General features: G+C 72.6%; 15 protein-coding genes. 4 read left to right on the top strand and 11 right to left on the bottom strand.

Annotation, left to right across the window (positions count from 1 at the left end):
* Positions 1 to 35 precede the first annotated feature (35 nt).
* Positions 36 to 5,726: an RHS repeat-associated core domain-containing protein gene (locus ABGB21_RS07910; RefSeq protein WP_347677086.1), complete on the bottom strand. Its 5,691-nt coding sequence runs from the start codon at positions 5,724 to 5,726 to the stop codon at positions 36 to 38.
* A gap of 16 nt (positions 5,727 to 5,742) precedes the next feature.
* Entirely contained in the window at positions 5,743 to 11,709 is a 5,967-nt protein-coding gene (locus ABGB21_RS07905; protein ID WP_347677084.1) for a LamG domain-containing protein, read from the bottom strand.
* Positions 11,710 to 11,982: 273 nt separating this feature from the next.
* On the opposite strand from ABGB21_RS07905, the gene ABGB21_RS07900 reads away from it, so the two are divergent.
* Both ABGB21_RS07900 and ABGB21_RS07895 read left to right on the top strand, forming a co-directional pair.
* The gene (locus tag ABGB21_RS07900) at positions 11,983 to 13,071 is read left to right on the top strand and encodes a helix-turn-helix transcriptional regulator (protein WP_347677082.1); all 1,089 of its coding nucleotides are present in this window, start codon (positions 11,983 to 11,985) and stop codon (positions 13,069 to 13,071) included.
* Positions 13,068 to 13,595 (top strand): hypothetical protein, encoded by a 528-nt coding sequence (locus ABGB21_RS07895; protein ID WP_347677080.1) that lies wholly within the window; start codon positions 13,068 to 13,070, stop codon positions 13,593 to 13,595. The genes ABGB21_RS07900 and ABGB21_RS07895 overlap by 4 nt, the downstream gene beginning before the upstream one ends.
* Before the next feature lie 145 nt (positions 13,596 to 13,740).
* Here the strand turns inward: ABGB21_RS07895 and ABGB21_RS07890 are convergent, their stop codons facing one another.
* The 4 genes from ABGB21_RS07890 to ABGB21_RS07875 all read right to left on the bottom strand — a co-directional run bounded on the left by ABGB21_RS07890 (position 13,741) and on the right by ABGB21_RS07875 (position 18,778).
* Positions 13,741 to 14,334 carry a hypothetical protein gene (locus ABGB21_RS07890; RefSeq protein ID WP_347677078.1) on the bottom strand — a complete coding sequence of 198 codons (594 nt, stop codon included), beginning with the start codon at positions 14,332 to 14,334 and terminating at the stop codon, positions 13,741 to 13,743.
* A gap of 90 nt (positions 14,335 to 14,424) precedes the next feature.
* Positions 14,425 to 17,208 (bottom strand): hypothetical protein, encoded by a 2,784-nt coding sequence (locus tag ABGB21_RS07885; RefSeq protein WP_347677177.1) that lies wholly within the window; start codon positions 17,206 to 17,208, stop codon positions 14,425 to 14,427.
* 142 nt (positions 17,209 to 17,350) lie between these two features.
* Positions 17,351 to 18,082, bottom strand: coding sequence for a hypothetical protein (locus tag ABGB21_RS07880; RefSeq protein ID WP_347677076.1), 732 nt, complete (start codon positions 18,080 to 18,082; stop codon positions 17,351 to 17,353).
* 276 nt (positions 18,083 to 18,358) lie between these two features.
* Positions 18,359 to 18,778, bottom strand: a complete 420-nt coding sequence (locus tag ABGB21_RS07875) for a DNA alkylation repair protein (RefSeq protein WP_347677074.1) — start codon at positions 18,776 to 18,778, stop codon at positions 18,359 to 18,361.
* 67 nt (positions 18,779 to 18,845) lie between these two features.
* Here ABGB21_RS07875 and ABGB21_RS07870 point away from each other — a divergent pair, with 67 nt between their 5' ends.
* Positions 18,846 to 19,655 carry an AfsR/SARP family transcriptional regulator gene (locus ABGB21_RS07870; protein ID WP_347677072.1) on the top strand — a complete coding sequence of 270 codons (810 nt, stop codon included), beginning with the start codon at positions 18,846 to 18,848 and terminating at the stop codon, positions 19,653 to 19,655.
* A gap of 71 nt (positions 19,656 to 19,726) precedes the next feature.
* Here the strand turns inward: ABGB21_RS07870 and ABGB21_RS07865 are convergent, their stop codons facing one another.
* From ABGB21_RS07865 to ABGB21_RS07845, 5 genes are all read right to left on the bottom strand, one after another.
* Positions 19,727 to 21,664: an ABC transporter ATP-binding protein gene (locus tag ABGB21_RS07865; RefSeq protein ID WP_347677070.1), complete on the bottom strand. Its 1,938-nt coding sequence runs from the start codon at positions 21,662 to 21,664 to the stop codon at positions 19,727 to 19,729.
* Positions 21,661 to 22,203 (bottom strand): hypothetical protein, encoded by a 543-nt coding sequence (locus tag ABGB21_RS07860; RefSeq protein ID WP_347677068.1) that lies wholly within the window; start codon positions 22,201 to 22,203, stop codon positions 21,661 to 21,663. The genes ABGB21_RS07865 and ABGB21_RS07860 overlap by 4 nt, the downstream gene beginning before the upstream one ends.
* A 39-nt stretch (positions 22,204 to 22,242) precedes the next feature.
* Positions 22,243 to 22,746 carry a MauE/DoxX family redox-associated membrane protein gene (locus tag ABGB21_RS07855; RefSeq protein WP_347677066.1) on the bottom strand — a complete coding sequence of 168 codons (504 nt, stop codon included), beginning with the start codon at positions 22,744 to 22,746 and terminating at the stop codon, positions 22,243 to 22,245.
* 84 nt (positions 22,747 to 22,830) lie between these two features.
* Positions 22,831 to 23,028 (bottom strand): hypothetical protein, encoded by a 198-nt coding sequence (locus ABGB21_RS07850; protein WP_331213171.1) that lies wholly within the window; start codon positions 23,026 to 23,028, stop codon positions 22,831 to 22,833.
* 137 nt (positions 23,029 to 23,165) lie between these two features.
* Positions 23,166 to 23,654 (bottom strand): S26 family signal peptidase, encoded by a 489-nt coding sequence (locus tag ABGB21_RS07845; RefSeq protein ID WP_347677064.1) that lies wholly within the window; start codon positions 23,652 to 23,654, stop codon positions 23,166 to 23,168.
* A gap of 300 nt (positions 23,655 to 23,954) precedes the next feature.
* On the opposite strand from ABGB21_RS07845, the gene ABGB21_RS07840 reads away from it, so the two are divergent.
* Positions 23,955 to 24,314, top strand: coding sequence for a ribonuclease domain-containing protein (locus ABGB21_RS07840; RefSeq protein ID WP_347657531.1), 360 nt, complete (start codon positions 23,955 to 23,957; stop codon positions 24,312 to 24,314).
* Positions 24,315 to 24,343: the final 29 nt, after the last annotated feature.

The following is a 24,343-nucleotide window of genomic DNA, read 5'->3' as shown; positions in this document are numbered from 1 at the left end:
GGGTACGGCCGCCGCCGGCGGATCAGGGGAAACGGTCAGCAGCCGTACCCCCGGCAGAGGTGGCCGAGATAGCCGGTGTTCTCCGCGTACGCCGAGCGCCGCAGGCTGCCGACGCTGAACCCGACGCCGACGCCGAACTTGACCAGGATCGAGTCCGGTGTCGCCCCCTCCTTGCTGAAACCGGGGTCGGCCCACTGGGCCCGTGCCCCACCGTGCAGCAGACCACCGGCGTCCACCCCGAGGTCCAGGGTCACCCCCTCGCCGTGCACCTGGTCCGCGGGATGGTTGTTGAACTTCAGCGCGATCGAGGCGTCGATGTCCGCGCCGAACTCCAGGCCGGCACCGACCGACACGCTGGCGGTCACGCCCCTGCTGTCGGCGTTGACGCAGAACTCCTCACCGACCCCGAGCCCGGCCCCGCCCTCGACCTGGCCACAGAACGAGACCGACTGCAGGTCGATCGGCAACTCCAGGCCCCCGGCCGCCTTCATCGCCAGGTTGTAGAGGTTCCGGATCCGTTTCGGATCCTCCAGCAGTTTTGTCGGATCGAGATCGTCGAGCTGGGACATCAGGGTGGCGAACGCCTGGGCGGCCTGCCGGCGCCGGGCCGCCTCGGCGGCGGCCCGGGCCTTCTCGTGCGGCGACCGGCAGTCCCGGTCGGGCGGGCAGGACCGCTGCGTCCGCTCCCGGAGCCGCTGCGACCGGTAGTACGAGGCCCAACGGCGTTCCTGGGCCCGTACCCGCTGCTTCGCCTTCTCCGTCCAGCCCGGGGCGGCCGGGGCCCGGATCCGCCCCTCGTGGTCGACGATGTGGTACGTACCGGCCGGGTCGGACATCGACACCGGGTTGTTGTTGGCGTACCCGTACCCGTTCATCTGCTGCGGATCACCCGGGTCGAGCACCGGGTCGACGGAGACGAACCGGCCGAGCCCCGGGTCGTAGGCGCGGGCGCCGAGCTGGGTCAGGCCGGTGCCGGCGTCGACGATCCCGCCGACGAAGCCCCGGTCGTCCGGCCAGGCAGCCGGCGGGCCGCCGCGAGGGTTGCCGAACGGGTCGAACCGACGCCGGGTGACCGTCAGGCTGACCGAGTCGACCGCCACCTGTGCGGTCCCGTGGTGGTCGGCGGCTAGCCAGGTCAGCCCGGCTCCGGTCCGCACCGCCACAGTCTCGCCGCCGTGCCGGTAGTAGCGGGTGGCGGTCACCGCGCCAGTCGAGCGGTCCAACCGGACCTCCTGGTTGCCCAGGTACAGGGTGACCGCACCCGGTTCACGCCGGACCAGCCGCTGCCCGGCCGCATCGTGGACAAAGCTGGTGGTGGACCCGTCTCCGGTCACCGCGGCCAGCCGGCCCTGCTCGTCCCAGTCCAGCCGCTGGTCACCCCGGGCGACGGTGTTGCCGGCGGCGTCGTACCCGTACGTCCGGACCTCCGGGCCGGTCGTGGCGAGGACCGTGTGCGGGCGGTCCGCGCCAGCCTCCGGATACCGGTAGCCGGTGCTGACGTCCCCAGTCGCGGTGTGCTCGACCCGGCTGGTCCGGTTGCCGGTCGGGTCGTACCGGAACGAGTGCCAGTACGGCGCCGGGCCGGCCAACCCGGCCGTCGACGGTTCGGCGGCGCAGTCGCCAGCCGGTGTCCACGCCTCGGTGAGCCGGCGCAGGCTGTCGTACCGGAAACACTGCCGGTCCGCCGGCTGCTCCAGCGGAGTGTCGGCGATCCCGGTCAGGTTGCCGATCTCGTCGTACCGGTAGTGCAGGTCGGACTGCATCGGTCGGGGCAGTTCGGCGTCGACGATCGCCCGGTCCAGCCGGCGGGTCGCCGGGTCGTAGTACCGGGACAGCCAGACCCGTCGGCTCCCGGTGCCGAGCTGCAACCGCTGCAGTTCGCCGTACCGGGTGTAGTCGCTGCCCGCCGCGTAGTGGACGGTCGTACCGTCCGGGCCGCCGTGCGTGGTCAGCGGCCGGCCGGCGTCGTCGTAGGTGTACAGGACCTCCTCGGCGGGCAGGCCGCCGACCGCCGGGTGGCTCTGCCCGGCCAGGCTGCCGTCCGGGTTGTACCGCAGGTGCGAGACGTAGGTGCCGGCCAGCACACCCTCGACGGCCGGGACCGTGACCGAGGTCTGCCGCTGCTGGTAGCGCGCGGTGTAGCCGAGCACCGCCCGGGTGTACGGGTTGCCGTCGGCGTCGTAGCTGGTCGCGGTCGCCGGCTGGCCCTTCACCACCCCGTCGAAGCCGTCCGGCACGGTGTCGTACGTCCACTCCGCGAGCAGCCGTCCGTCGTGGTCGCCGGACCGGAGGGTGAGCAGCCGTCCCAGCCGGTCGTAGCGGTAGGCGAGGGTCTGGCCCCGGGCGTCGGTGGCCGACGTCAGCTGGTCGGCCGCGTCGTAGTCCATCCGCGTCCCGCCCTTGTCCGGATGCTCGGCCCGGACCTGGCGGCCCCGCAGGTCGTAGCGGTAGCTCCAGGCGTTGCCGGCCGGGTCGGTGACCCGGGCCAGCTGCCCGGGCGGGGTGTAGGCGTACCGGGTCACGTCGGCCGGGCCGGTGGGGGTGGCCCCCCGGTACTGGTGCAGTTCGACGGTCCGTCCACGCCCGTCCTGGACGGTGGTGGTCGGGGTGCCGCCGGCCGGCGGGGTGACATGGGTCCGGTCCCCGCCGTGCCGGGTCAGGGTGCGCCACCGCACCACCGCACCGGCCTTGAACACCGACTCGACCGGTCGGCCGGCGCCGTCGAAGACCGTCTCGGTCAGCCCGGGCACCTCCACGTCGGAGGCCCGCCACAGGGTGGTGTCCAGCGGCCGGTCGTTGAAGTACGGGCTGGTGGTCTTGTACGCCCGCCCCTGCGAGTCGTACCGGGTGTCGGTGATCAGCCGACCACCGCCGACCGCCGGCACCTGCACCTGGCGCAGCCGCAGCTGCCCGTCGTACAACTCGTTACGGCTGACCGGGTTGCCGTTCGGGCCGACCCGGGTGGTGGTCACCACGGTCGGCGCGTCCCGGCGGACCAGGTAGGAGAACCGGTGCGCCGGCGCGTGGTTCCACTTCCGTGGCCGGTCCGGCGACCAGACCGCGCTGACCCGACCCAGCGGGTCGTAGGCCGTGTCGGTGCTGTTGCCGTTGACGTCGGTCACCGTCACCGGCTGCCCGAGCGCCGGTTCGAGCACGCTGGTCGTGGTGAAACCCATCGGGTCGGTCACCGTCGTGCCGGTCGTCGGCCCGCCCACGGCCGGGCTGTACCCGGTCCGGGTGGTCCGCCCCAACCCGTCGCCGACCTCGACCGGCCGCCCGTGCACGTCGTAACGGGCGGTGGAGCGCGGCGCGTACCGGGGCTCGGTGCCGTCGTACCGGTCCAGCACCTCGACCCGGGTCCGGTTGCCGGCGGTCGGCGCCTCGCCCCAGGCCCGGCCGTCGTACGAGTACCGCTCGTCGGAGACGGCCTGCCCGGGCAGGGTCGGGGTGACCGAGCACCGGGCCGAGACCGTCTGCACCCGCGACGGGGTGTCCAGCAGCCACACCGAGGTGTTCCGCAGGTACGTGGTCCGGACACAGAGGTCGTCGTCGGCGGTGCCGACGTCACCCAGGTCGTCGACGACGGTGGGCAGCCCCCGGTCGTCGTACCCGGTGACCACCCGGGTCTCCCGCCGCCCCTGCTCCAGGGTGGTGAACTGCCGTTCGGTGCCGGCCAGCACCTGGTAGGCGTGCAGGCCGCCCCGGGCGGCGGTCGGCCCCCGCCACACCGGCTCGGTCAGCGTCTTCGCCACCACCGTCGCACTGTCGCCGAGGTGGTTGACCGCCTCCCGCTCGAAGCCCTGCAGCCAGTCGTGGTCCGGGTAGCCCACCCCCTCCGAGTCGGTCACCGTCACCGACCGGCTGCCGCCGCCGGGCAGTCGGTCGCCGTGCATGCCCCGGTGGAACCGCTGCTCGACCCGGCTGACCGGGCCCGCCGGGTCGTCCGGCACACCCTGCCGGACCCGGACCTGGGCGAAGCCCCGGAACTCGTTCCAGGTCCGTTTGTCGGCCGGGGTGAACTCGGAGGTGTCGTGGTGCCACGCCGCGCCGCCGAGGTACTCGTACGCGTACACCTGCTCGGTGCTGCTGCTGATCCGGTCGGAGAGGGTCACCGTCGACACCACGTACTTGTGGAACCAGTCGGTGCGGTCGTCGTGCCCGGGCCGGCTCCAGGTCACCGGGAAGCAGCGCTGGGTGTTGCTGTGCGGGTCCGTCGGCATCGACCGGCCCGGTACGCAGTCCGGCTCGGCGTAGTGCACCGAGATCACCCCGCCGGACTCGGCGACGATGCCGGTGAGCCGGTACCGCAACAGCGGCGACAGATGATCCTCCTGGTAGACCCGGTTCGGCAGCGGGGTGCCCTCGAACGTCACCGGCGGCAGTGCCTCCGTGCCGCCGACCAGCCCGGTGTGGGTGATCGACCGCAGCCAGAGCGCCGCCGAGTCCTCCCCGTCCCCCGGCCTCGGGTACTGCTGCTCCAGGGTCCAACGGTCCACGTCGGTGAAGCCGCCGTCCCGGCGTACCTGGGTGGTGACGGTGGCCAGCCGTTTGGTCGTCCAGAACGTCGGCGACCACTGGTCGGCACAGGTCGCGGTGACGCAGCGCCGGTCCAGCGGGGTGTCCGGCCAGTTCTCCGGCCGGTCCAGCGCACACGTGGCGCCGGGTACGCAGCGGTCGGTGACCCCGAACAGCACCCGGGCCGCCGGGGTCTGCGCCGCCGTGTCGTGCAGCCCGTACTCGATCCGCTCCAGCCAGCCGCCCCGGACGTACGGGACGGCGGTGTTGGTCAGGTTGACCCCGTACGAGTTGGTTTCGGTCTGGTAGGTGAGCAGCATCGTGTTGCCGTTCGGGTCCACCACCTTGTCCAGGTTCCACCGCCACGCCTGGTCACAGCGGGACGCGGTGAAGCTGGCGCCGTGACACGGCTCGCCGGTGTCGTCACCGAAGACCGGCACCGTCCAGGTCGACCGGGCCGCCGGCCGGGAGCCGAAGAAGTACTGGGTCCCGTCGACCGTGGTGATCTTCCAGTACTCGCCGTTGTCGTCCCCGTTGCCGGCGCCGCCGAGCCGCTCGACCCGGGCCCCGCTGTCGGCGCGTTCCCGCCACTGCCCGCTGGTGTCGTCCCGGACCAGCTGACCGCCGCCGCCCGGATAGCCGGCGGTGGCGTTGTCGCTGCGCCAGCAGAGGTCACCGGTGGTCGGCGGGACGGTGCCGCCCTCCCTGTCCGAGGCGCAGGCGCCGTACGCCCGTTCCACGAACCCGGGGTTGAGGTCCCAGCCGTCGCCGATCCAGGACGGCTGGTTGTTGGACGCGCTGGTCCGGCCGTCCACCGTCGACGACCGGTACGACAGCGCGAGTTCCGGCACCAGGTCACCGGGGACCGGCGGCACCCGCAGCGGATACGACCACTCGAAGTCGCCGGACTGGGTCGAGACGGACCAGGTCGCCGACGGCGACAGCGGGCTGGCGGTGGGATCGCCCCCGCCGGCCAGTTGCCCGCCGGCCGACTGGTCGCCGCCGAGCGCGTCCCCGGTCGCCGGGTCGACCGGCCGGCCCGCCATCGTCTCGGCGCTCACCGGCACCGACGGGATCTGCGGCAGCCCCACCGACGGGCCGGCCGCCACCGCCGGGGCCGGTACGGCCACCAGCAGCGTGGCCGCCACCACGACGGTGGCCAGCCAGACGAGCCGCCGACGGAGGTACGGGTGGAAGGGACTGTGTGTCACGACTTTCTCCTCCTGCTCAGTCTCGACCGGCCCGCTGGTTGATCTCGCTGTCCGGCACCACGCCGAGATCGGTCCGTACCTCGTCGATCTGGCCGGTGAAGTGGTGGGCCGGTGCGCCGTGCCGCCAGCCGCGCCCGATGGTGAGCCCGCCGGTCGCCGGCCACAGCGTGACGCCGTCGACGCTGCCGGCGAGCTGCCCGTTGACGTAGAGCCGCAGTTGGCCGCCGGCGTGGTCGTAGACCCCGGTCAGGTGGGTCCACTCCCCGACCACCGCCGCCACGTCCGACCGGGCGTACCGGAACTCGGCGGCGTCGGCGTCCTGGGTCCAGGCACCGAACACCCACCGGTCCAGGCTCGGGTCGTAGCGCAACGCGAACCCGCCCGTCCGGGTGCCGTCCTGGCCCAGCACGGTCTGCACCGCCGGCTCGTGGGTCAGCCTCGCCCAGGCCGAGACGGTGAAACTGGCCTGGGTCGGCACCCCCAGCTGCCCGGTGGTGGCGGCGCTCTCGCCGTCCAGCGACAGCGCCCGGCCCCGGACCCCGTCGACGTAGCTCACCGCGCCGGTGGTGCTGGTCGGGTTCGCCCGCCAGGACGAGTCGGTGACGGTGTTGTCGTCGAACGTCCAGTTCCCGTACGCGGCCGGGCTGGTGTCGTCGTACACCTCGGCCAGCTCGCCGTCGCGCAGCGCGGTCGGGTACGCCCGCACGTCGTCGACCGCCCCGGTGAGGTACCGGCCGTCGGTGCCACCGGACCGGCCCCGGCCGATCGTCAACGGACCGGTGGCGGACCAGGTGACGACCCCGGTCCGGGCGGCGGAGAGCCGGCCGTTCACGTACAGCCGGAGCTGTCGCAGGGTGGCGTCGTAGACCAGGCCGAGATGGGTCCAGTGGCCGGCCCGGACCCGTTCGGTGGAGACGACCGGGAGCACGGTCGGCGCGGCGGTGTCGCCGGTGGTGGTCGCCGCCGCCCACCGGCCGCCGGCGTCCTGGTAGAGGGAGAACGCACTGGACTGGGTGCCGGTCTGGGCGACGATCACCTGGTCGGCGGCGGACGTCTCGGTGCCGGGGTACGCCCAGACCGAGACCGAGAAGCCGCGTGCGGTGTCCAGCACCGGGCCGGCGGTCTGCGCGTACCCGTCGACCCCGTTGAACCGTCCGGCGTGGCCGATCCGCCCGGGCGTCCAGTCCGCGCCGCCGCCCAGGGTGGCGTCCAGTCCCCGGCCGGAGGCGTCGGCGGCGGTGCTGCCGGTGTTCTCGTCGAAGCGCCACCGGCCGGCCCCGGCGCTCGGCAGGGTGCACGGCGTCGGCGCACCGATCGTGCCGCACTGCACCGGGTACGAGTGGTAGAGGCCGCCGATCCGGCCGTCGTCCAACGCACCGGTGTAGAGCCGTACGTCGTCGACCCGGCCCGGGAACCACTGGCCCGGGTCGCCGGCCGCGTCCCGGCCTCGGCCGATCTGCAGGCCGCCGGTGGCCTGCCAGGGCTGGTTGAGAGTGCCGTCGCCCTTGCGGGTGCCGTTGACGTAGAGCCACAGTTTGCCGGTGGCCCGGTCGTAGACGCCGGCCAGGTGCACCCAGCGACCGAAGTCGGACGGCAGGACCGGCACGGCGGCCTTGGTGATCGTGCCGTCCGGCTCCGGCATCTCGAACACCCAGACGCCGTCGGCGTGCTGTCCCCGGTCCCGCCAGTGGCCGAGCCGGAACTTGCTGGCCGGGCCGGCCGGGTCGTCCAGGCTGACCGCGACCAGCTTGCACTCGAACTGGTCGGCGGCCGGCACGCAGGTACGGTCCAGCTGCACCCAGGTGGCGACGGTGAAGTCGGCGTCGGTCCGGACGTCGACCCCGGCGGTGCCGAGCCGGCCGTCGGTGCCGTTCAGCGCGACCGCGTTGCCCAGTCGCCCCGGGGTCCGGGTGACCCCGCCGGCCACGGTGGCGGCCCGCCGCCCGACCGCGTCCGCGGCCTGCCCGCCGCTGCCCTCGTCCAGCCGCCAGTTGTGGGCCAGGGTCAGGTCCCGGCCGGCCAGTTCGCGGATCTCCCCGGCGAACAGCACCCGGCCGTACACGGTCACGTCGTCGATCGCGCCCCGCAGCCGGTTCTGCCGGTTGCCGTTCCACCAGCCGCCCCCGACCTGGAGGCCGCCGGCCGGGTGGTGCCAGCTCTGGGTGTGCGGCGCGGTGCCGGCCGGTACCCCGTTGACGTACAGGAACAGCTTGCCGGCGCCGGCGTCGTAGCCGCCGACCAGGTGGGTCCAGACGCCGACCTGGGCGGTCGGACCGGACACCCGGGTCAGCACACCCCCGTTGTCCGCGTCGCTGCCGGGCATCAGGAACGCCCACCGGCCGTCCGAGCCGGACATCAGCTGGAAGGCGCTGACCCGGCTGCCGTCCTGCGACACCACGGTCGCGGTGCCGCCGGCCTCGTCGAGTCTGGCCCAGGCGGCGACCGAGAAGCTCTGCCGGACGTCGACCGTCAGCGGCACCGTCACATGGTCGTCACCACTGAGCAGCACCGCCAGGTCGGTCGGGTCCGGTACGTCGCCCTGCCCCGCACCCCAGGCCGGAGTGCCATGCAAGGTGCCGTCGCCGCCGTGGCCGCTGCCGCCCCCGGCGGTACCGTCCAGCCGCCACTCGCCGAGCGCGACGTCGTCCCGGCTGACCACCGCCTGGATCTCCGCCTCGGACAGCGCCCGGCTGTACGCCCGTACCTCGTCCACCCAGCCCGTCCAGTACGCGGCCGGCCCGCCGTCGAGGCCGCGCCCGACCACCAGCGGGCCGGTGGCGTCGAACCCGTCGGTACGCCCGGCGCTGCCGGCCAGCACGCCGTTGACGTAGAGCCGGATCTGCCGCCCGTCGGCGTCGTGTACGGCGGCCAGGTGCGTCGGCACCCCGGGCTGCGCCGGAGTCGACGACTGGATCCCGGCGCCGCCCGGGGCGTTCGTGGCGTCCGCGCCCGGGGTGGCGAACTCCCACACGTCGCCGGTCGGCCGGTCCCGGTAGCCGAGGAAGAACCCGCTGGTCGCGGCCCCGTCCTGGGACAGCGCGGTGGCCGACTGCCCGGCCGGCGGCGACACGTCGAGCTGGACCCAGCCGGCGACGGTGAAGCTCCGGTCGGTGTGCAGCACCGGGCCGGCGGTCGCGGCGTGGTCGTCGCCGTCGAGGCGTACCGCGCCGCCGACCGCGCCACCGTCGGCCAACCCGTCGCCGTCGCCGTCACCGGTGAACGCGGCGTCGCCGTGCAGGGTCAGCATCTCGCCGCCGGACACCGCGTTCCGCCCGGTGCCGCCGGTCAGCTCGTCGAACCGCCAGTGGCCGACCTGCACGTTGTCGGTGCCGACCGAGGCGCGTACCTCGTCGGCGGTGAGCGCCCGGTCGTAGACCCGCACCTCGTCGACCAGGCCCGGCCAGTGGTCGACGCCGGCACTGCCGTTCCACATCGTCCGGCCGATCTGGGTCCAGCCGGTGGCGTTCCAGTCCGGGACGGTCCGCTCGGCGCTGCCGGCGAGCACACCGTCGACGTACAGCCGCAGGGTCCGGGCGCGGGCGTCGTACACCCCGGTCAGCTGGGTCCAGACCCCGACCTGGGCCGGCTGGGCCGAGGTGGCCAGGTCGGTGCCCTGGTAGCCGGCGTCCGACCGGGGCATCCCGAACGCCCACCGGCCTCCGTCCTCCGGTCGGTACCAGAGCACGTAGCCGGCGAAGTTGGTGCCGCTCTGGCTCAGCACGGCCCGGGCGTACCCGGCGCTGTCGAGCCGGACCCAGGCGGAGACGGCAAAACTGGTGTCGGTCCGGACCGCGGGCGGCGCGGTCAGGTACGCCGCGGTGCCGTCGAGCCGGGCTGCCTGACCGACCGCGCCGGGCCCGTACGTGACGGCGCCGACCGCGGTCGCGTCCCGGTCGCCGAGCCACGCGTCGTCGGTCGTACCGCCGTCGAGTGACCACTGGGCCAGCGGCCCGCTGCCGGCCCGGACGTAGAAGTGGTACTGGCGTACCGGGCCGCGGTGCCCGGCCCGGTCCACGCTCTGCACGAACAGGTCACGTGGCCCGTCGCCGGGTGGGGTCAGTTCCACGGTCGCGCCGCCACCGAGCGCGTCGGCGGGGACCACGTTGGTCGGGTCCTGGGTCCACCCCCACCGGTAGTGGTCGACGTCGCCGACCCCGCCGGAGTCGAAGACGAACCGGTCCGGTACGCCGACCCCGCCGTGCCAACGGTTGTCCGCCTGGTACAACGTGCCCCGGACCCCGGGTTTCGCGGCGGGCGGCTGGCGGTCGACGACAAACCGGGTGCCGTACGCGAAGTCGCCGCCATGCCGGGCGGTGTCCTCGGCCTTCACCGCCCACTCCACCGCCTGACCGTGCCGGCCGTCGGTGTCGACCGTGTACGAGTGCACCAGGCCGGAGTCGACGTACCTGCTGCGGGACTCGTACCAGGCGCCGCCGACGTTCACCCGCCACAGCGACTGCACCTGGTCGCCGTCCGGGTCGGCCAGCGTCGCGGTCAGCCGCACGGCGGCGTCGCCGACGTACCGGACCCCGGCGCACCAGCGGCACGGCTCCGGCAACGGCGGGTCGGTCCGCAGGTCGGTCGGAACACCCGGCACCCGGTTGAAGTTGACCCGCAGTTGGGCGTTGTTCTGGTACCGGCGCCACGCCAACTGGTCGGCTGGATCCTTCGCCCTGACGAAGAAGGTGGTACTGCCGCCCAGGTTGACGTGGCCGGCGACGGAGAGTCCGACCTCCTTGTAGCCGGCGCAGTTGGTGTGCACGCCCGGGGCGGAGAACTCGCTGACCAGCGTTCCGCCCGCCCGGGTGTTCCAGCTGCTCCTGGCCTGGGTCAGCGCCGCGTTCGCCCGGTAGAGCTGGTGTGTCCCGCTGGTGCAGTTCGGGCTGGCCACCACGGTCGCGTTCAGGTCCGCCGAGATGATCAGCCGCCCGGTAAGGAAGCTGGTGTCGAAGAGCCAGTACGTCCACGCCTCACCGATCCCGTTGCACTCGCCGGACGGGACGTAACACTGGCCGACCTGCGCCCACGGCGGCGCCCCGCTGCTGTTCCAGTACGACGTGCCGGCGTTGCCGGAGAGCACCGACGCCCAGGACTGCTTGTCGGCGGTGTGCCACAGCGGGTCCACGGTGACCGGATACCGGGTGGCCGGGTCGGCCAGCAGCTTTGGGTCCGGACGCAGGGTCAGCGTTGTCCTGCCGACCGTGACGGCCACCTCGGCGTTCCGTCGGGGCGTGCCGGAGTCCCACATCCGGGACGCCGGAGAGCCGAACAGCACGGTGCCGGTACGGTCCCGGGCCTCCAACCCGCCGGACTCGGTGCCCCGGACGGTCAGTCCGGAGGTACGCAGCCCGAGCCGGGTCTGCCGGACCTTCGGGTTGGCGGCCGCGGCACGGTTCTTGACCACCAGGTACTGGGCGTAGCCGTCGACGTCGGCCCGCAGCCGCAGGTCGACGCCGGGCAGCACCTCCGGGTAGGTGGCGGTGTCGCCGTCGAGTGTCGGCGCGGGCAGTCGGCCGGGCCAGGAGAGTTCGAGCCAGCCGCCCCGGTTGCCGTACCGGACCAGCGGGGTGTCGACGCCGCCGCCGGAGAAGGACAGTTCCACGGTCGCCACCGCCGGGCCGACGGTGCCGTCCGGCCGGCGTACCAGCGTCGGGTCGACCGGCGTCCACGTGCCGTCCGGCCGCTGGGCGCGTACCGGACGGCTGTCCAGCTCCGCGGTCATCGTGCCGTCCGGCTCGGCGTACACCGTCCGGGACGCGGTCCGCAGCTCGACCGCCTCCACCCGGCTGCCCTGTCTCCGGGCTGCCGCCAGCGCCGTGGTCGCCTCCGGCGCCTCGGACAGCCGTACCCGGTCGGCGGCGCCGAGCGGTTCCTGCCGTTCGACCACCGCCACGGCCGGCGGTACCGCCGCCAGGACCGTCACCACGACGGCCGCCCCGGCCCGCCACCGGAGTCCGGCCCGTCCCCCCATGATCCCCCGCACGTCACGTCCCTTCCCCTCGGATCGAGCGGACGCCAGGGTGGACGCCTCCGCCTTCAGCGCGGCTTCACCGCGTCACCAGTCCGGTTTCACCGGTCCCCGTGGCGGCGGCAGGACCGCGACCGTGCCGGGTCAGCTACGTCCGGAGCTGCCCGGACGGGGCCGGTTGCGCGATCACGCAACAAATCCGCGAGGTGATCTCGTCGACCCGAGACATCAGCGCCGGCCTGTGCTTGTATCGCGGCGTACCGAACTCCGGGGGGAGGGGGGTTGCCCATGACGGGCAGGAGCACGGGGGTGCTGGCCGTCGGGACCGCGGTGCCGCTGCTGGTCCGGTGGGGGCTGTCGGCCGACGCCGACCTGGTGTACCGCTGCCTGGTCAGCTTCGGCCCCCGGAACGCCGGCGCCGTCGCGGCGAGCCTCGGGCTCCCCGTACGGCGGGTCCGTGCCGCGGTGGAGGAGCTCGACGACGCCGACCTGGTGGGGGTGACCGGGCCGGCCACCGCCTACGGGGCGGGGGCGGTGAGCTGGCGGGCGGTGCCCGTCGACGCGGCGGTGGCGACCCTGCGGCGGCGCGCGCTGCGGCGCACCGCCGCGCCGGTTGGTGCCACCGCCGCGCCGGTCAGTGCCGGCTCCGGCCCCGGGTCGTCCAACCCGGGGTTCCCGGCCCGGCACCTGCCGGACCGGGCCGCCACCCGACGCCGCATCGCCGAACTGGTCGCGGTCGAACGTGCCGAGCACCTGGCGATGAACCCGGAGGAGATCTTCAGTACGGAGGCGTTGGCGATCGCCGCACCGATGGACCTCGCACTGCTCCGGCGCCGGATCCGACTGCGGTCGCTCGGCCGGGCACCGGCGGACGGCGACCGGTCGTCGCGGCACGCGACCGAGTTCGCCCGGCTGGGTGGGGAGTACCGGGAGGCGGCGCGGCTGCCACACAAGCTGATGATCTTCGACCGGCGCGTCGCGCTGGTCGCCGTCGACCCAGGCGGGCTGGACCGCGGGACCTGGGAGGTCGTCGAGCCCGCCGCGGTCGAGTCCCTCGTCTCGCTGTTCGCCCGGCACTGGACGGACGCGACCGACCCACGCCGGAACGGAGTACCCGAGGTCGTGCTCACACCACGAGAGAGAGCGGTGGTCGGACTGCTCGCCGAGGGGCACACCGACACCAGTGCCGCGAAGCAGCTCGGCATCTCGACCCGGTCGGTCACGTACACGCTGCGGGCGTTGATGGACCGGCTCGGGGTGGAGAACCGCTTCCAGCTCGGACTCGCCCTCGGCGCACTGAACGCGGCAACCCCGTCCAAGGCGGCGACCCCGTCGAAGACATCCGAGTGTGAACCAACCGAGGGGGACGAACGATGAGACGACTGCTGGCGATGCTGGCCGCCGGGGCGGTCAGCGTACTCACCGCACTCAGCGGCGCCGGACCGGCGCTGGCCGGTGAGCCGGTGTGGCACCGGATCCCGTGCGGGTCGGGTGCGATCGACCTGCTGGAGGTCGAGACGGACGAGGTGAAGGGGATCAACTACCTCACCCTCGCCGGCCACCTCGACTGCGCGGATCCGAAGCAGACCGCGACCTTCGGGTACGCCACCTACCACGAGTACGAGCCGCAGGGGGTGCTGTACGACATCCGGCTGCGCCCGTACGCCACCACCGCACCGACCCCGTTCCAGGAGACCAATCCGCTCGCCCCGGGCGCGATCGGGATCTGCGTGGTCACCGACCACACGGTACGGATCGGATGTGTCGGGGTGGGCTGGGACCCGGAGGTCGGGGTCACCGTCGAACACCTGCCCACCGACGATCCGCTGGTCGACCGCTGCGTCCGGGTGGTCCGCCACGGCGACTCGATGCCGAGCCCGGTCTGCGGCACCTGCTGGTGACCGGGTCCGGGAGCCGAACGAAACCGAGGGAATCGTGCACGGTGTCCTGGAAATCAATCTGCTCGGGCCGACGCAGGTCGTGGTGGACGGCCGGCCGGTGCCGATCGCCGCGCCCCGCCGACAGGTGGCGCTCAGCGCGCTCGCACTAACCCCCGGACGGACGGTGAGCACCGGGGCGTTGGCCCGGTACCTCTGGGGTGAGGAGGTTCCGGCGCTGGCCCGTCGGGCGATCTCCACCATCGTCACCCGGCTGCGCCACGACCTCGGAACGGACGTGGTCGCCGGGATGACCGGCGGATACCGGTTGACCACGCCACCGCAGACGGTCGACGTGTACCGGTTCCGGGCCCTGGTCGGCGCGGCCCGGACCGCCGACCCCGGCACCGAACTGGACCTTCTTGACCGCGCGCTCGGCTGCTGGCGTGGCGAACCGCTGCAGGACGTCAGCTCCGAGTGGCTCGTCGCCGAGTACGCGCCGGGACTGGCCGAGGAGTGGTACGCGGCCACCGAACGCCGGCTCGACCTGCTGCTCGACGCCGGCCGGCACGGTGACCTGCTGCCGCAGCTGCGGGACCTGACCGCCCGGCAGCCGTTGCGGGAGTCGCTGTGGTGCCGGTTGATGGTGGCGCTGTACCGGGCCGGCCGGCAGGCCGAGGCGTTGCAGGCGTACCAGTCGGTGCGGGAGGTGCTGGTGGCGCAGCTCGGCGTCGGTCCCGGTGCGGAGTTGCGGGGACTGCACCGGGCCGTACTCGCCGACGACCCAGCGCTCGGCGCGTCCCTCCCCGTCAATCCCAACTGGCTGGCCGGGCCGGGCGCCGGAGCGGTGGACTCAGCTGCGACACGGATCGTCGATGTCCAGCCCGCTGAGGTAGCGGTCGTAAGGCGCCGCTGGTCTCGAACTGTCGAGGAGCCCGCAGAGCGAGTGCCGCCATGCGTCGATGTCCACCTCCGACACGGTGAGCGATCCGTCGGAGGCGACGACAACGACGTGGTCTCCGGCCGGCAGAGTCATCCCCGCATCACTGCTCTGCCGGACCGTCCAACTTCCTGCGGACTCCGCGTTGCTGGTGTCCCAGAATCGGAGTACGACGACCGGCCCGACCCGGTCGGGCTGCACGAGCAGGCGGGCATCCCGGCTGAAGACGGCGTGATCGTCCCCGTTCCCCGCCAGCCCGTTGACCACTTCGCCACTGTCGACGTCGACGATGAACAGCCGGCCGTCGTCGTCGATCAGGGCGACCTTGTCCCCGTGCGGGCTCACTGTCAGATCCGCGCCGAACTCGGCGCCCTGTGACTCGTACGGGACCTCTCGGATCTTCTCGAGCTCGCCGTCGGTCCACCCCCAGACCCTGATGGTGTTGGTCGGGGTGTCCAGGAGTGCCAACGTTGTGCCGTCGTCGCTGGCCGCCACCGCGCCGATGCCGCTGCCCTCGTCTCCGATCTGCCGGCGCGCCCAGCTCCGGGTGTCGATGAGCAGCGGGCCGTCCCGCCCGAGCACGACGACGTGAACTCCATCGGCCAGGAAATGGACGCCGTCCTCGGTCTCGAACGACACGTCATAGTCAAAATAGATATCGCTTAGTCCGATCTGCTCGCCGGTAGGTAAGTCCCACAACGACAACTCTGCGGTGAACGGTGGCTCGCCCTCGTCAACGAAGACTGCCCGCGTTCCGTCGCGGCTGACGGCGAGAGCGTCCTCCCCCGGTTTGACCACCACCGGGAGAATTCCCAGCCGACGCGGGCCACCGCCGTCATCCGTCCCGGCCCACACCTCGGTGGTCGATTCGACCACCCGCAGGGCCAGGCGTCCGTGCGAGACGAGGTCTCCTCCCTTCGGCACGCTGCCCGCCAGGGCCTCACCGGTGCGCGCCCGATCGGCGTCGAAGAGCGTCACCGCACCGTCGGTCGATCCGGCGGCGATCCAACGCCCGTCGCCAGAGACGGCGATACTACGGGCGGGCCAGGCGAACGAACCGAGGGTGACCTGCGACCGGAGCGCTGTGTCGTAGATCATGATCTCACCACCGCGCGCTCCCACCACCGTCGAGGCGTCGTCGGCGGGCAGCATCGCCAGCAGGCCACCACTGCGGGTGATTCCCTGCCGCCGCCCCGCAAGCAGGTCCCACAACTCCGTGGTGCTGCCGGAGCTCGTACTGATCAGCGCACGGCCGTCGGGGAAGAGTGCCTGCACCTCCTCTTCCGCCCCGATCGCCCGGGGCTTGCCGATGCCCGTCCACGCCCGGGTGCCGGTGGCGAACCGCCGGAGTCGACCCGGCTCCCAGGCGAGCAGGCGTTCGCCCTCGTCGAAGGCGAGTTCCTCGACGCGGCTCGCGCCCTGGCTCAGCACCGCGCCGGTCTGCGCGTCCCAGATGGTCAGTTGGCGGTCGTCGACGCCGGAAGTGTGGTATGTGGCGGCCAACCACCGTCCACTCGGGGAGAACGCGGTGGCCCAGAGCCCGTCAACGGCGTTGGCGAGTTGCGAGGGATCCCCGGCCTTCAGGGTGCGCAGCCGCGTCGCCTGGCGGACATCCCAGAGTTCGATCTGGTTGGGCGAGACCTCGAGCGCCAGCAGCCCTCCGTCGGCGCTGAGCTCGAGAAATCCGGTACCCATCGGAAATCCGCCGGTCTCCAACTGGCGCTCGGCACCGGTCCGGATGTCGTGGACGTGGACGGTCTGGCCCGGGTCGTAGTGCGAGTAGTAGGCCAACGTCCCACCGTCGCGACTGATCGCCACCTGGGTGTCGTAACCGCCCGCTGATCCCGTATAGCCGGCGACGGCGTTGGAGCCGCCCCGCAGGTGCCGGACGACGTACCGGTTGGCGTCCATCGCGGCGGCGAGGGCCCGCGTGGACTCGCTGGTCTGTTGGGCGCTGCGGGAGTACAGCGCCAGTTGGGCGGCGGTGCGTGGGTCCTGGTCGGCCACCTCGATTGACCGTGCCGCCATCGCCTGCGAGGCCGCGACGTGTGCCCGGTTCAACGCCTCGTTCCGTTGCTGCCACGCGACAACGAACGCGCCCACGGCAACGACCAGGAGGATCGCGAGAATGGCGAAGGCGAGGCGGCGCACCAGCGTGAACTGGCGGTGCTGGCGGATGTCGTCGCTGTCGAGGTCATCCTTGGTACGACCGTGCAGCGGCGCGGCGAGCGTGGCGACCGCATCCCGGAACTCGCCCTGCCGCAGCGAGTACTTCTCACCGAGACGGGCCACCGCCAGGTCGACCCAGAGCGGTTCGGCCGGGAACCTCCCGCGCAGCGTGGGCGGCAGGGCGTCCGTACGCGACCAGTCGAAGTCGTTGGCGTCGGGATCCCAGACGAGGGTCCCCGCGCTGACCGCGATGAGGAAGTGCTCCATGGGTCGGTTGGCGACCCAGAAGTCGATTTCCCTGCGAACCCACCGCGAGGCGGCCGCCTCCGGCGAGGCGAGGTAGATGAAGTACCGACTCTCCTGGAGCTCACCAAGGATCGACGACCACAGGTCGTGGTTGGCCGACAGGCTTGTGGTGTCCCGGAACACCCGGATGATCGGTCGGCGGGCCCAGGGTCGGGCCAGGTGCTTCAGCCCGTGCTCGAGGGCCTTCGCCAACTGCTTGTCTCGCTGGTGGCTGTACGAGATGAACGCGTCCCGCCTGATGAGCGCACCTCCACGTCACCGTGCCCAGTGGTGGGGAAATCGAAGATTGTGCTGACTGGCGACGGACGTCGTCAGCCCGCCGAGCCGTGACCCGATCGACATGTGTGCCCCGGGTCCAATGCGGTCAGGCGGTGTTGCGCTGGTGCGGCAGCGAGCCGGTGCCCTTCGCATTTGTGTTGTCGAGGCCGGGCTCTCCATCCAGCAGCGCCCTGACCGTGTCGTCACTCATGCCGGCGAGCTTCCCGAAGCCCAGCACGTAGGCCCTGAGCCGCGTCTGCATGGCCGCGAGCTCGGTTCGGCACTCGGCGTTCTTCGGCCACTCCTGGTCGGGCCGACCGGGCGACTCCTGCTCCCAGGCGTGCAGCTCGGGGTGCCAGCGGGAGAGGAACGGCGCGAGCTCCCTGTTCAGCATGGCGAGCGCGAGGTGCTCGACCGACGGTGCCGCGCCGACGATCTTGCTCGGCCTCACCTCGTCGAGAATCTGCCGCGTCAGCAGTACAAGCGCGTGCAGCGAGGACAGCGCCTCCCGGAGCCGACCGGTACCGGGAGCCAGCGGTCGTACGGCCACCCGGCTGGTCATCTCCTTGAACAGCCGCCAGGCGACCTGCTGCGTGTCACGGGTGAGCACGAAGTTCAGCTCACTGAGCTGAGGCACGGTCACCTTGACGTCGGTCAGCCGGATCCCGCTGACGCTGTACGCGTGCACGACCACCGCTGCCACGGCGCCTGCGGTGGCTCCGGCGAGAATGAAGAGGTTCTGCCCCTTGAGCAGACTCGCGTAGTAGACCGCCACGCCCACGGCAGCGCCGACAACCAGGCCCACCAGGGCCTTGAACCACCAGCCTCGGCGCACCATGTAGCCCCCCCGCTCTCCGTGACGCGGATGTGCCCTCCGCCGCGCGTCAGCAGTGTCATTCAATCACGATGGAACGTACTGCCGGCACCCGGACGATGTGGACAGGACAAGCAGCCACGCGACACACTCGATGCCGTTGCGGTATCAGCTGCCGTGCTGTCGGCGCACCATCTCGGTGATCCAGATCGGCGCGTACGGCGACGTGCAGCCCGGCGAGGTCGGATAGTCCTTGAGCACCGCCAGGCGCTCACCGATGCCGATCGCCCGGGCGCGGTACTAGGCGTGCTCGATTCCGATCTGGGCCAGGCAGTGGTTCATCGCCCACTGCAGACGCTCCGGGGCGTCCTTCATCTCCGCCTCGATGATGTCGAGTAGTCCGGGCAGGTCGAGGCCGTCGGGCGTCTTCGTCACGCGTTCGGTGGTCAGCGCCCAGCCGGCGCTCGCGACCACCGGATCCGGGTCGGCGAACCAGGCCACCCGCAGCTCCTCGGCGTACGGGCTCTTCTTCACCACGTAGTTCACCAGCCAGTCGTGCACCTTGGGGGCACGCGCCGCACGCAGCATGGCATCCAGCTCGTCGCGGCCGAACGCCTTCGGGCGGCAGATCAGCAGCGCCAGCAGCCTCGCCGCGAGTACGTCGAGGAGTTCGGCTGATCGACCACCACCGTCGTCGTCACCACCGAAACCGAGCACCATGGTCGATTGATAGTTCCGGAACCTTTCCGTAACTTGACTATCGACGTCTGCTCGGGGGAGGACTGACGTGGTGCTGGAGTTTCGGCTTCTGGGATCGTTCGAGCTCCACGACGGGGAACAGCCGGTCCCGCTCACCGCACACAAGCCCCGGACGCTGCTGGCCCTGCTGCTGCTGCACGCCGGCCAGCTCACGCCCTGGCACCGGCTGGTCGACGAGCTGTGGCACAGTCGGCCACCCCGGTCGGCGATCCCCAACCTGCGTACGTACGTCACCGAACTGCGGCGGGCGGTGTTCCACAACAGCGGGCAGCTCGCGACCGAGCCTGGCGGATACCGACTCCGTCTCGGCCCCGAACTGGTCGATCTCGTCGAGTTCGACCGACTGTGTACCGAGGCGCGCCACCGACACCTCGACTGCGATCTGGTCGCGGCGGAGTCCGCGTACACGAAGGCGTTACGGCTGTGGCGTGGGCCGCCGCTGGCCGGCCTGCACACCGGTCCGGTGCTGGCGGCCGCCGCCACGGTGCTGGCGGAGCGGCGGACCGGCGTGGCGGAGGACTATTTCGAGGTACGACTCGACCTGCTCGGCGCCGGGCACGGTGGAGGTCCGGAACTCGTCGCCGACCTGCGCCAGCACATCGCGGAGTTTCCGTTACGGGAGCGCCCGCGCCGGCAACTGATGCTCGCGCTCTACCGGCTCGGCGACGTGGCGGGCGCCCTCGCCGTGTACCGGGCCGGGTGCGAGGAGATGCGCACCTCGCTCGGGCTCGACCCGGACCACGAGCTCGAACGGCTGCACGCCGCGATCCTGCGCCGGGACCCCGGCCTGCTCCGGACCGCCCCGCCCCGCTTCCAGATCCGCCCCACCCACCGCTGAGCCCGGGCCGAACACGGCGTGGTGGTTCCACCAGACCTCGGAGCGCGCTGCGGCGGTGGGCCGGGGCACGATCAGGCCCGCCCCTGCCTGCCGGACGGGTGGCCCTCCGGTTCTGGGGCCTGGCCCTCCGGTTCCGGGGCCCGATAGCCCCGGGCCTGGAGGTGGAACAGTCCCGCGTAACGCCCACCGGCGGCCAGCAACGACTCGTGGGAGCCCTGCTCCACGACCCGGCCGCCGTCCAGCACCACGATGAGGTCCGCGTCCCGGACCGTGGAGAGCCGGTGCGAGATGAGCAGGCTGGTCCGCCCCTGTCGGAGCGCGCGCAGCCGCAGGTGCACCTGGTGCTCGGCCTCGGCGTCCAGTCCGGCGGTCGGCTCGTCCAGGATCAGCAGGTCCCGTTCGTCGCGCAGCAGTGCACGGGCGACCGCGACCCGCTGCCACTGCCCGCCGGAGAGTGACACGCCGATCCGGGGGTCCTCCTCCGCCGCCGCGTCGTCCAGGAAGATCCGCGACAGCAGGGTGTCGTATCCGGCGGGCAGTGCGGCGAGCGTGTCGTGGCAGCCGGCCGACCGTGCGGCCGCCGTGATGCCCGCCCGGTCGGCGAGCCGGTCCAGGTCTCCGACGCCGATGTTCTCGGCCGCGGACAGGTCGTACCCCATGAAGTCCTGGAACACCACGCTGAGCCGTTTCCGTAGCCCGACCACGTCGAGCTCGCGCAGGTCCGTGCCGTCCCACCGGACGCCGCCCCGGACCGGGTCGTAGAACCGGCACAGCAGCTTGACGAGTGTGCTCTTGCCCGCTCCGTTGAGTCCGACCAGGGCCACCGTCGACCCGGCCGGGATGACCAGGTCGACGCCGCGCAGGATCCAGGGCTGGCCGTCCGCGTACCGGAACCACACGTCACGCAACTCGACGCCGTGCCGTAGCGGGCCGGGTTCCACCGCCCCGGCCGGTTCCGGCAGGTCCGGTGGCGCACCGACGACCGCCCGGTAGTGGTCGAAGAGCAGCAGTGCGTGGTGCATGCCCGCGCCCTGCGCCACCATGCCGCCGAGCGCGGTCTGCACCCCGGCCACCGCCGCGACGAAGAGCGTGACGTCGCCGACGGTGAGCCGGCCCCCGGCGGCGAGGGTGATCGCCCAGGCCAGCCCGCCGGCGGCCACCGCGGCGGCGAGCAGCGCCAGCGTCGCCTGCCCGACCATCTCCCGGCGGTCCATCGTGTTCCGTTCGCGGTTGACGTGCCGCAACTCCCGCAACAGTCTGGCGGTGAAGAAGTCGCCGAGGGCGAAGAGGCGAATCTCCTTGGCCGCTTCGAGGCTGGTCAGCAGGCGTGCGTAGAACAGCTCCCGCCGCTCGGCGTGCCCCAGTCGCCAGGCCAGGGCGGCGCGTTGCCGGCTCAGCCGGATCTCCACCCAGGTGGTCGGCGCCGCCGCCACCGCGACCACCAGCACCATCGCCGGTGCGACGGCCACCAGGGAGCCGAGGAACCCGAGCAGCGTCAGCGCACCCTGCGCGACGCCGAGTCCGCCGCTGACGCAGTGCGCCGGCCCCAGCCGTCCGGCGCTCTCGGCGAGCTGCAGGCGGTCCCGGAACCGGGGATTCTCCAGTCGGGCCAGCCCGGCGAAGGAGTTCACCGCCGTGTAGAGACGGCCGGTGACGAGCAGCCGGAGCGCCCGGCCACTCACCCCGTCGACGTATCCGGTCAGGTGTGGTTGGGCCGCGACGATCGCACCCACCACGCCGAGCGCGGCGGCCAGCATCAGCAGGTCGCCGAGGTGCCGCCCGGCCGCACCGGAGGCGAGCCGGTCCAGCACCAGTTTCGTGAGCCAGGCCAGCGCCACCGGACCAGCACCGGCCAGCAGGGCGAGCAGCACCTTGGCCGAGGTGGCCAGCGGCGCCGCCCGCCAGGCCAGCAGCAGGGCGTCGAGCAGATAGCGCCCGGCCGTGGTCGCGCCGAGACGCGCCGACGACGGCCCCGCCTGCCACGCGTCCGGGTCGGTGGTACGGCTCATACCGCCGACAGTTCGGGCAGCCGGTCGACCACACTGCCGCTGGCCCCGATCCGGCCGTCGCCGTCCAGCACGCACACCGCCGGATAACCCTGCACCCCGAACGCCCGGTGCAGCGGCCCGTCCTCGACCTCGACCACCACCCGGGCGACCGGTTCGAGCAGGGTCACCAGGTCGTGCACGGTCTCGGGGGTACCGACGGCGACCGCGAGCGCCCGCCCCGGGCCGGCCGCCGTCGCCCGCTCGACGAACCGGGGCGCCTGCTCCCGGCACGGGGCACAGCTCGGCGAGAAGAACCCGACCAGGGTCGTCCCGACCAGGGCGTCCCGGTCGAGCGGCTCGTCCGCCGTGGTCAGGACCGGTTCGAACGGGGCAGGTTGTGCGCCCGGCGCCAGCATGATGTCGGAGTTGGCCGGTCCGGAGGCCAGTGTGTCGAGCCGACTGGTGTGTTCGCGCAGTCGCCGGATGACGCCGTACGTGAAGATCAGGTTGGCGACGGCGACGATTCCCAACAGGACGTTCGCCACGACGAGATACGGCACGACAGATCTCCCTCGGTGTCGGTCAGGCGGGTGTGGCGGTCAGGCCCACAGCTCGACCAGGTCGTCGAAGTGGATGACAAAACTCGCCAGGAGAACGGCGGCCCCCACGGACAGGAGCACGCCGGCGGCGTCGGTCGACGACGCCGTGCCGGGCGACAGCGCCGCGACCAGGCCGAGCCCGCCGACCAGGAGCAGCAACAGATTGCGTACGACGTGCCGCCGCCCGATGCGCGCCCGGCCCGCGCCGAAGCACCGGCAACGCACGACCAGCCGACGTCGGACGACCAGCACCACCCCGGCGGTCAGTACGCCGAGCAACCCGCCGGCCAGTCCGAAACCCCAGACCGGCGCCACCAGCAGCAGCGGCGGCACCAGCACCTCGGCGGCGGTGAGCAGGGCCGCCGCCGGCACGGTACGGCTCACCAGCGGGGCGAGTGACCGGGCGAACTCGTCGAAGGCGGTACGCGACCGAAGTTTGGTCACCGCCGACCAGGCGAACACCACGGCCAGCAGCATCCCGCAGCCGATCTCCAGGTACGCCATCCCGCCGATCCCCTCGCCTCGGTCCGTGACGCCGGAATCGGCGACGCCGACCGGAGGGCCGGCGCCGCCGATGCGGTGACCGTCTCAGCAGCCGGTCGGCCCGGTGCGGGCCTGGCAGCTGCAGCTGTAGGAGGTGCCGGAGGCGCAGCACCGCTGGTAGTAGAGATAGCTGGACCGGCAGTAGCAGTACTCACCCCACCAACAGGGCTGCGCCTGCGCCTCGACGCGCGGCACGGCCATGGTCACCATCCTGTCGGCGACCCGGCGGACAAGTTTCTTCATCCCCGACCTCCTTCGATGTTGATCTGCCCCCACGCTAGGCACCGGCGATACACCGGCCGTACAGCGCGCGCATAGCGGTCCCGGAGAGGCAGGTCAGCGCCGCCACGGCAGTCAGGTCATGGTGCGTGGCACGGCACTCAGATGCGGCGGAGCACGGCACCGAGGAGGCGGTCGGCGGTCACGTAGCCGTAGTGACGCGAGTCGTAGCTGGCGCCCGGGTTGTCACCGATCGCCACGAGGCGACCCGGTGGCACCACCTCGTCGTCGAGCACCGCCAGCGCCGGCCCCGCCTCACGCGGCACCGGGTCACCCGGCAGCGCGACCGCCCGCTTGATCAGCCACCCTTCGGCCGTGTCCACCCTCCCCGGGTCCGGCAGCGCCGGTCGGGTCGGTGGACGGGAGGGTGCCGGTGTCTCGGCGAAAACCACCAGGTCCCCGGTACGCAGCGCGACCAGCGGGCGACGGCGGACCAGAACCCGGTCGCCCTCGCGCAGCGACGGTTCCATGCTCGGGCCGCGGACCGTCACCACCACGAACCGGCGACGCAGTACGGCCACACCGACGACCACAGCCACCGCGACCCCGGCCGCGACGGCGAGTACGCCGAACCACGCCCCGTCCACCATCGGGCACAACTGTAGCCCGCCGGCCGGGACGCGGGCCCGTTTGCGGGGGCACGTCGAGGAGTGCGGCTGGTGGGGTCGGCACGCGTCGAATTCATTGCATATTGCCGACAAATTCGCCGATGGGCACTGACCGAGCGATCGACAAACCTCCACACTGGAGCCGGACCCGCCCAGGACGCGGGTCCACGCATCTCCCGCCGACCGGCTCTGGAGGTTCCGTTGACCGTCTCCGCCCCAGTCCCCCGCCCTGTCCGGGTGCGTTTCCCCCGGCTCCTGCTCCTGGTCGCGGCCATCGCGACGATGCTCGTCGGACCGGCCGTGGTCGTGCCGACGTACACGAGTTCCGCCTCGGCCGCCGTCTACAGCTCGTGCACCATGGCCCGCTGCGCGGACGCCCGTACGGCGCGCAGCGGCTGGGCGGCCAAGGGGTTCCCCACCGCCCGCAACTGGTACTCCTGGAGCGGCGGGCTCGCCAACTTCGCCGGCGGGCAGTTCTACAACCGTGAGGGGCAACTGCCGGCCGGCGCCACCTACCACGAGTACGACGTCTACCCGCGGACGCAGGGTGCCGCGCGGGACGCGTACCGGATCGTGGTCAACCGGAGCACCGGGGTCACCTGGTTCAGTCCGAACCACTACACCGACTTCTACCGGCTCTGACCTGATCGTCGTGGGTCGGGTGGACCGGC

Origin of the sequence: Plantactinospora sp. B24E8 (assembly GCF_039871735.1) — a bacterium.
In the GTDB taxonomy this organism is placed as follows: domain Bacteria; phylum Actinomycetota; class Actinomycetes; order Mycobacteriales; family Micromonosporaceae; genus Plantactinospora.
The sequence above is the reverse complement of the archived record's forward strand: the minus strand, read 5'-3'. Positions and strand labels throughout refer to the sequence as shown.

Coding starts and splice junctions, on each gene's coding strand:
- ABGB21_RS07900 (WP_347677082.1), top strand. CDS start 11,983: ATGACGGGCAGGAGCACGGGGGTGCTGGCCGTCGGGACCGCGGTGCCG.
- ABGB21_RS07895 (WP_347677080.1), top strand. CDS start 13,068: ATGAGACGACTGCTGGCGATGCTGGCCGCCGGGGCGGTCAGCGTACTC.
- ABGB21_RS07855 (WP_347677066.1), bottom strand. CDS start 22,746: ATGGCGTACCTGGAGATCGGCTGCGGGATGCTGCTGGCCGTGGTGTTC.
- ABGB21_RS07865 (WP_347677070.1), bottom strand. CDS start 21,664: ATGAGCCGTACCACCGACCCGGACGCGTGGCAGGCGGGGCCGTCGTCG.
- ABGB21_RS07845 (WP_347677064.1), bottom strand. CDS start 23,654: ATGGTGGACGGGGCGTGGTTCGGCGTACTCGCCGTCGCGGCCGGGGTC.
- ABGB21_RS07850 (WP_331213171.1), bottom strand. CDS start 23,028: ATGAAGAAACTTGTCCGCCGGGTCGCCGACAGGATGGTGACCATGGCC.
- ABGB21_RS07880 (WP_347677076.1), bottom strand. CDS start 18,082: ATGGTGCGCCGAGGCTGGTGGTTCAAGGCCCTGGTGGGCCTGGTTGTC.
- ABGB21_RS07840 (WP_347657531.1), top strand. CDS start 23,955: ATGCTCGTCGGACCGGCCGTGGTCGTGCCGACGTACACGAGTTCCGCC.
- ABGB21_RS07875 (WP_347677074.1), bottom strand. CDS start 18,778: ATGGTGCTCGGTTTCGGTGGTGACGACGACGGTGGTGGTCGATCAGCC.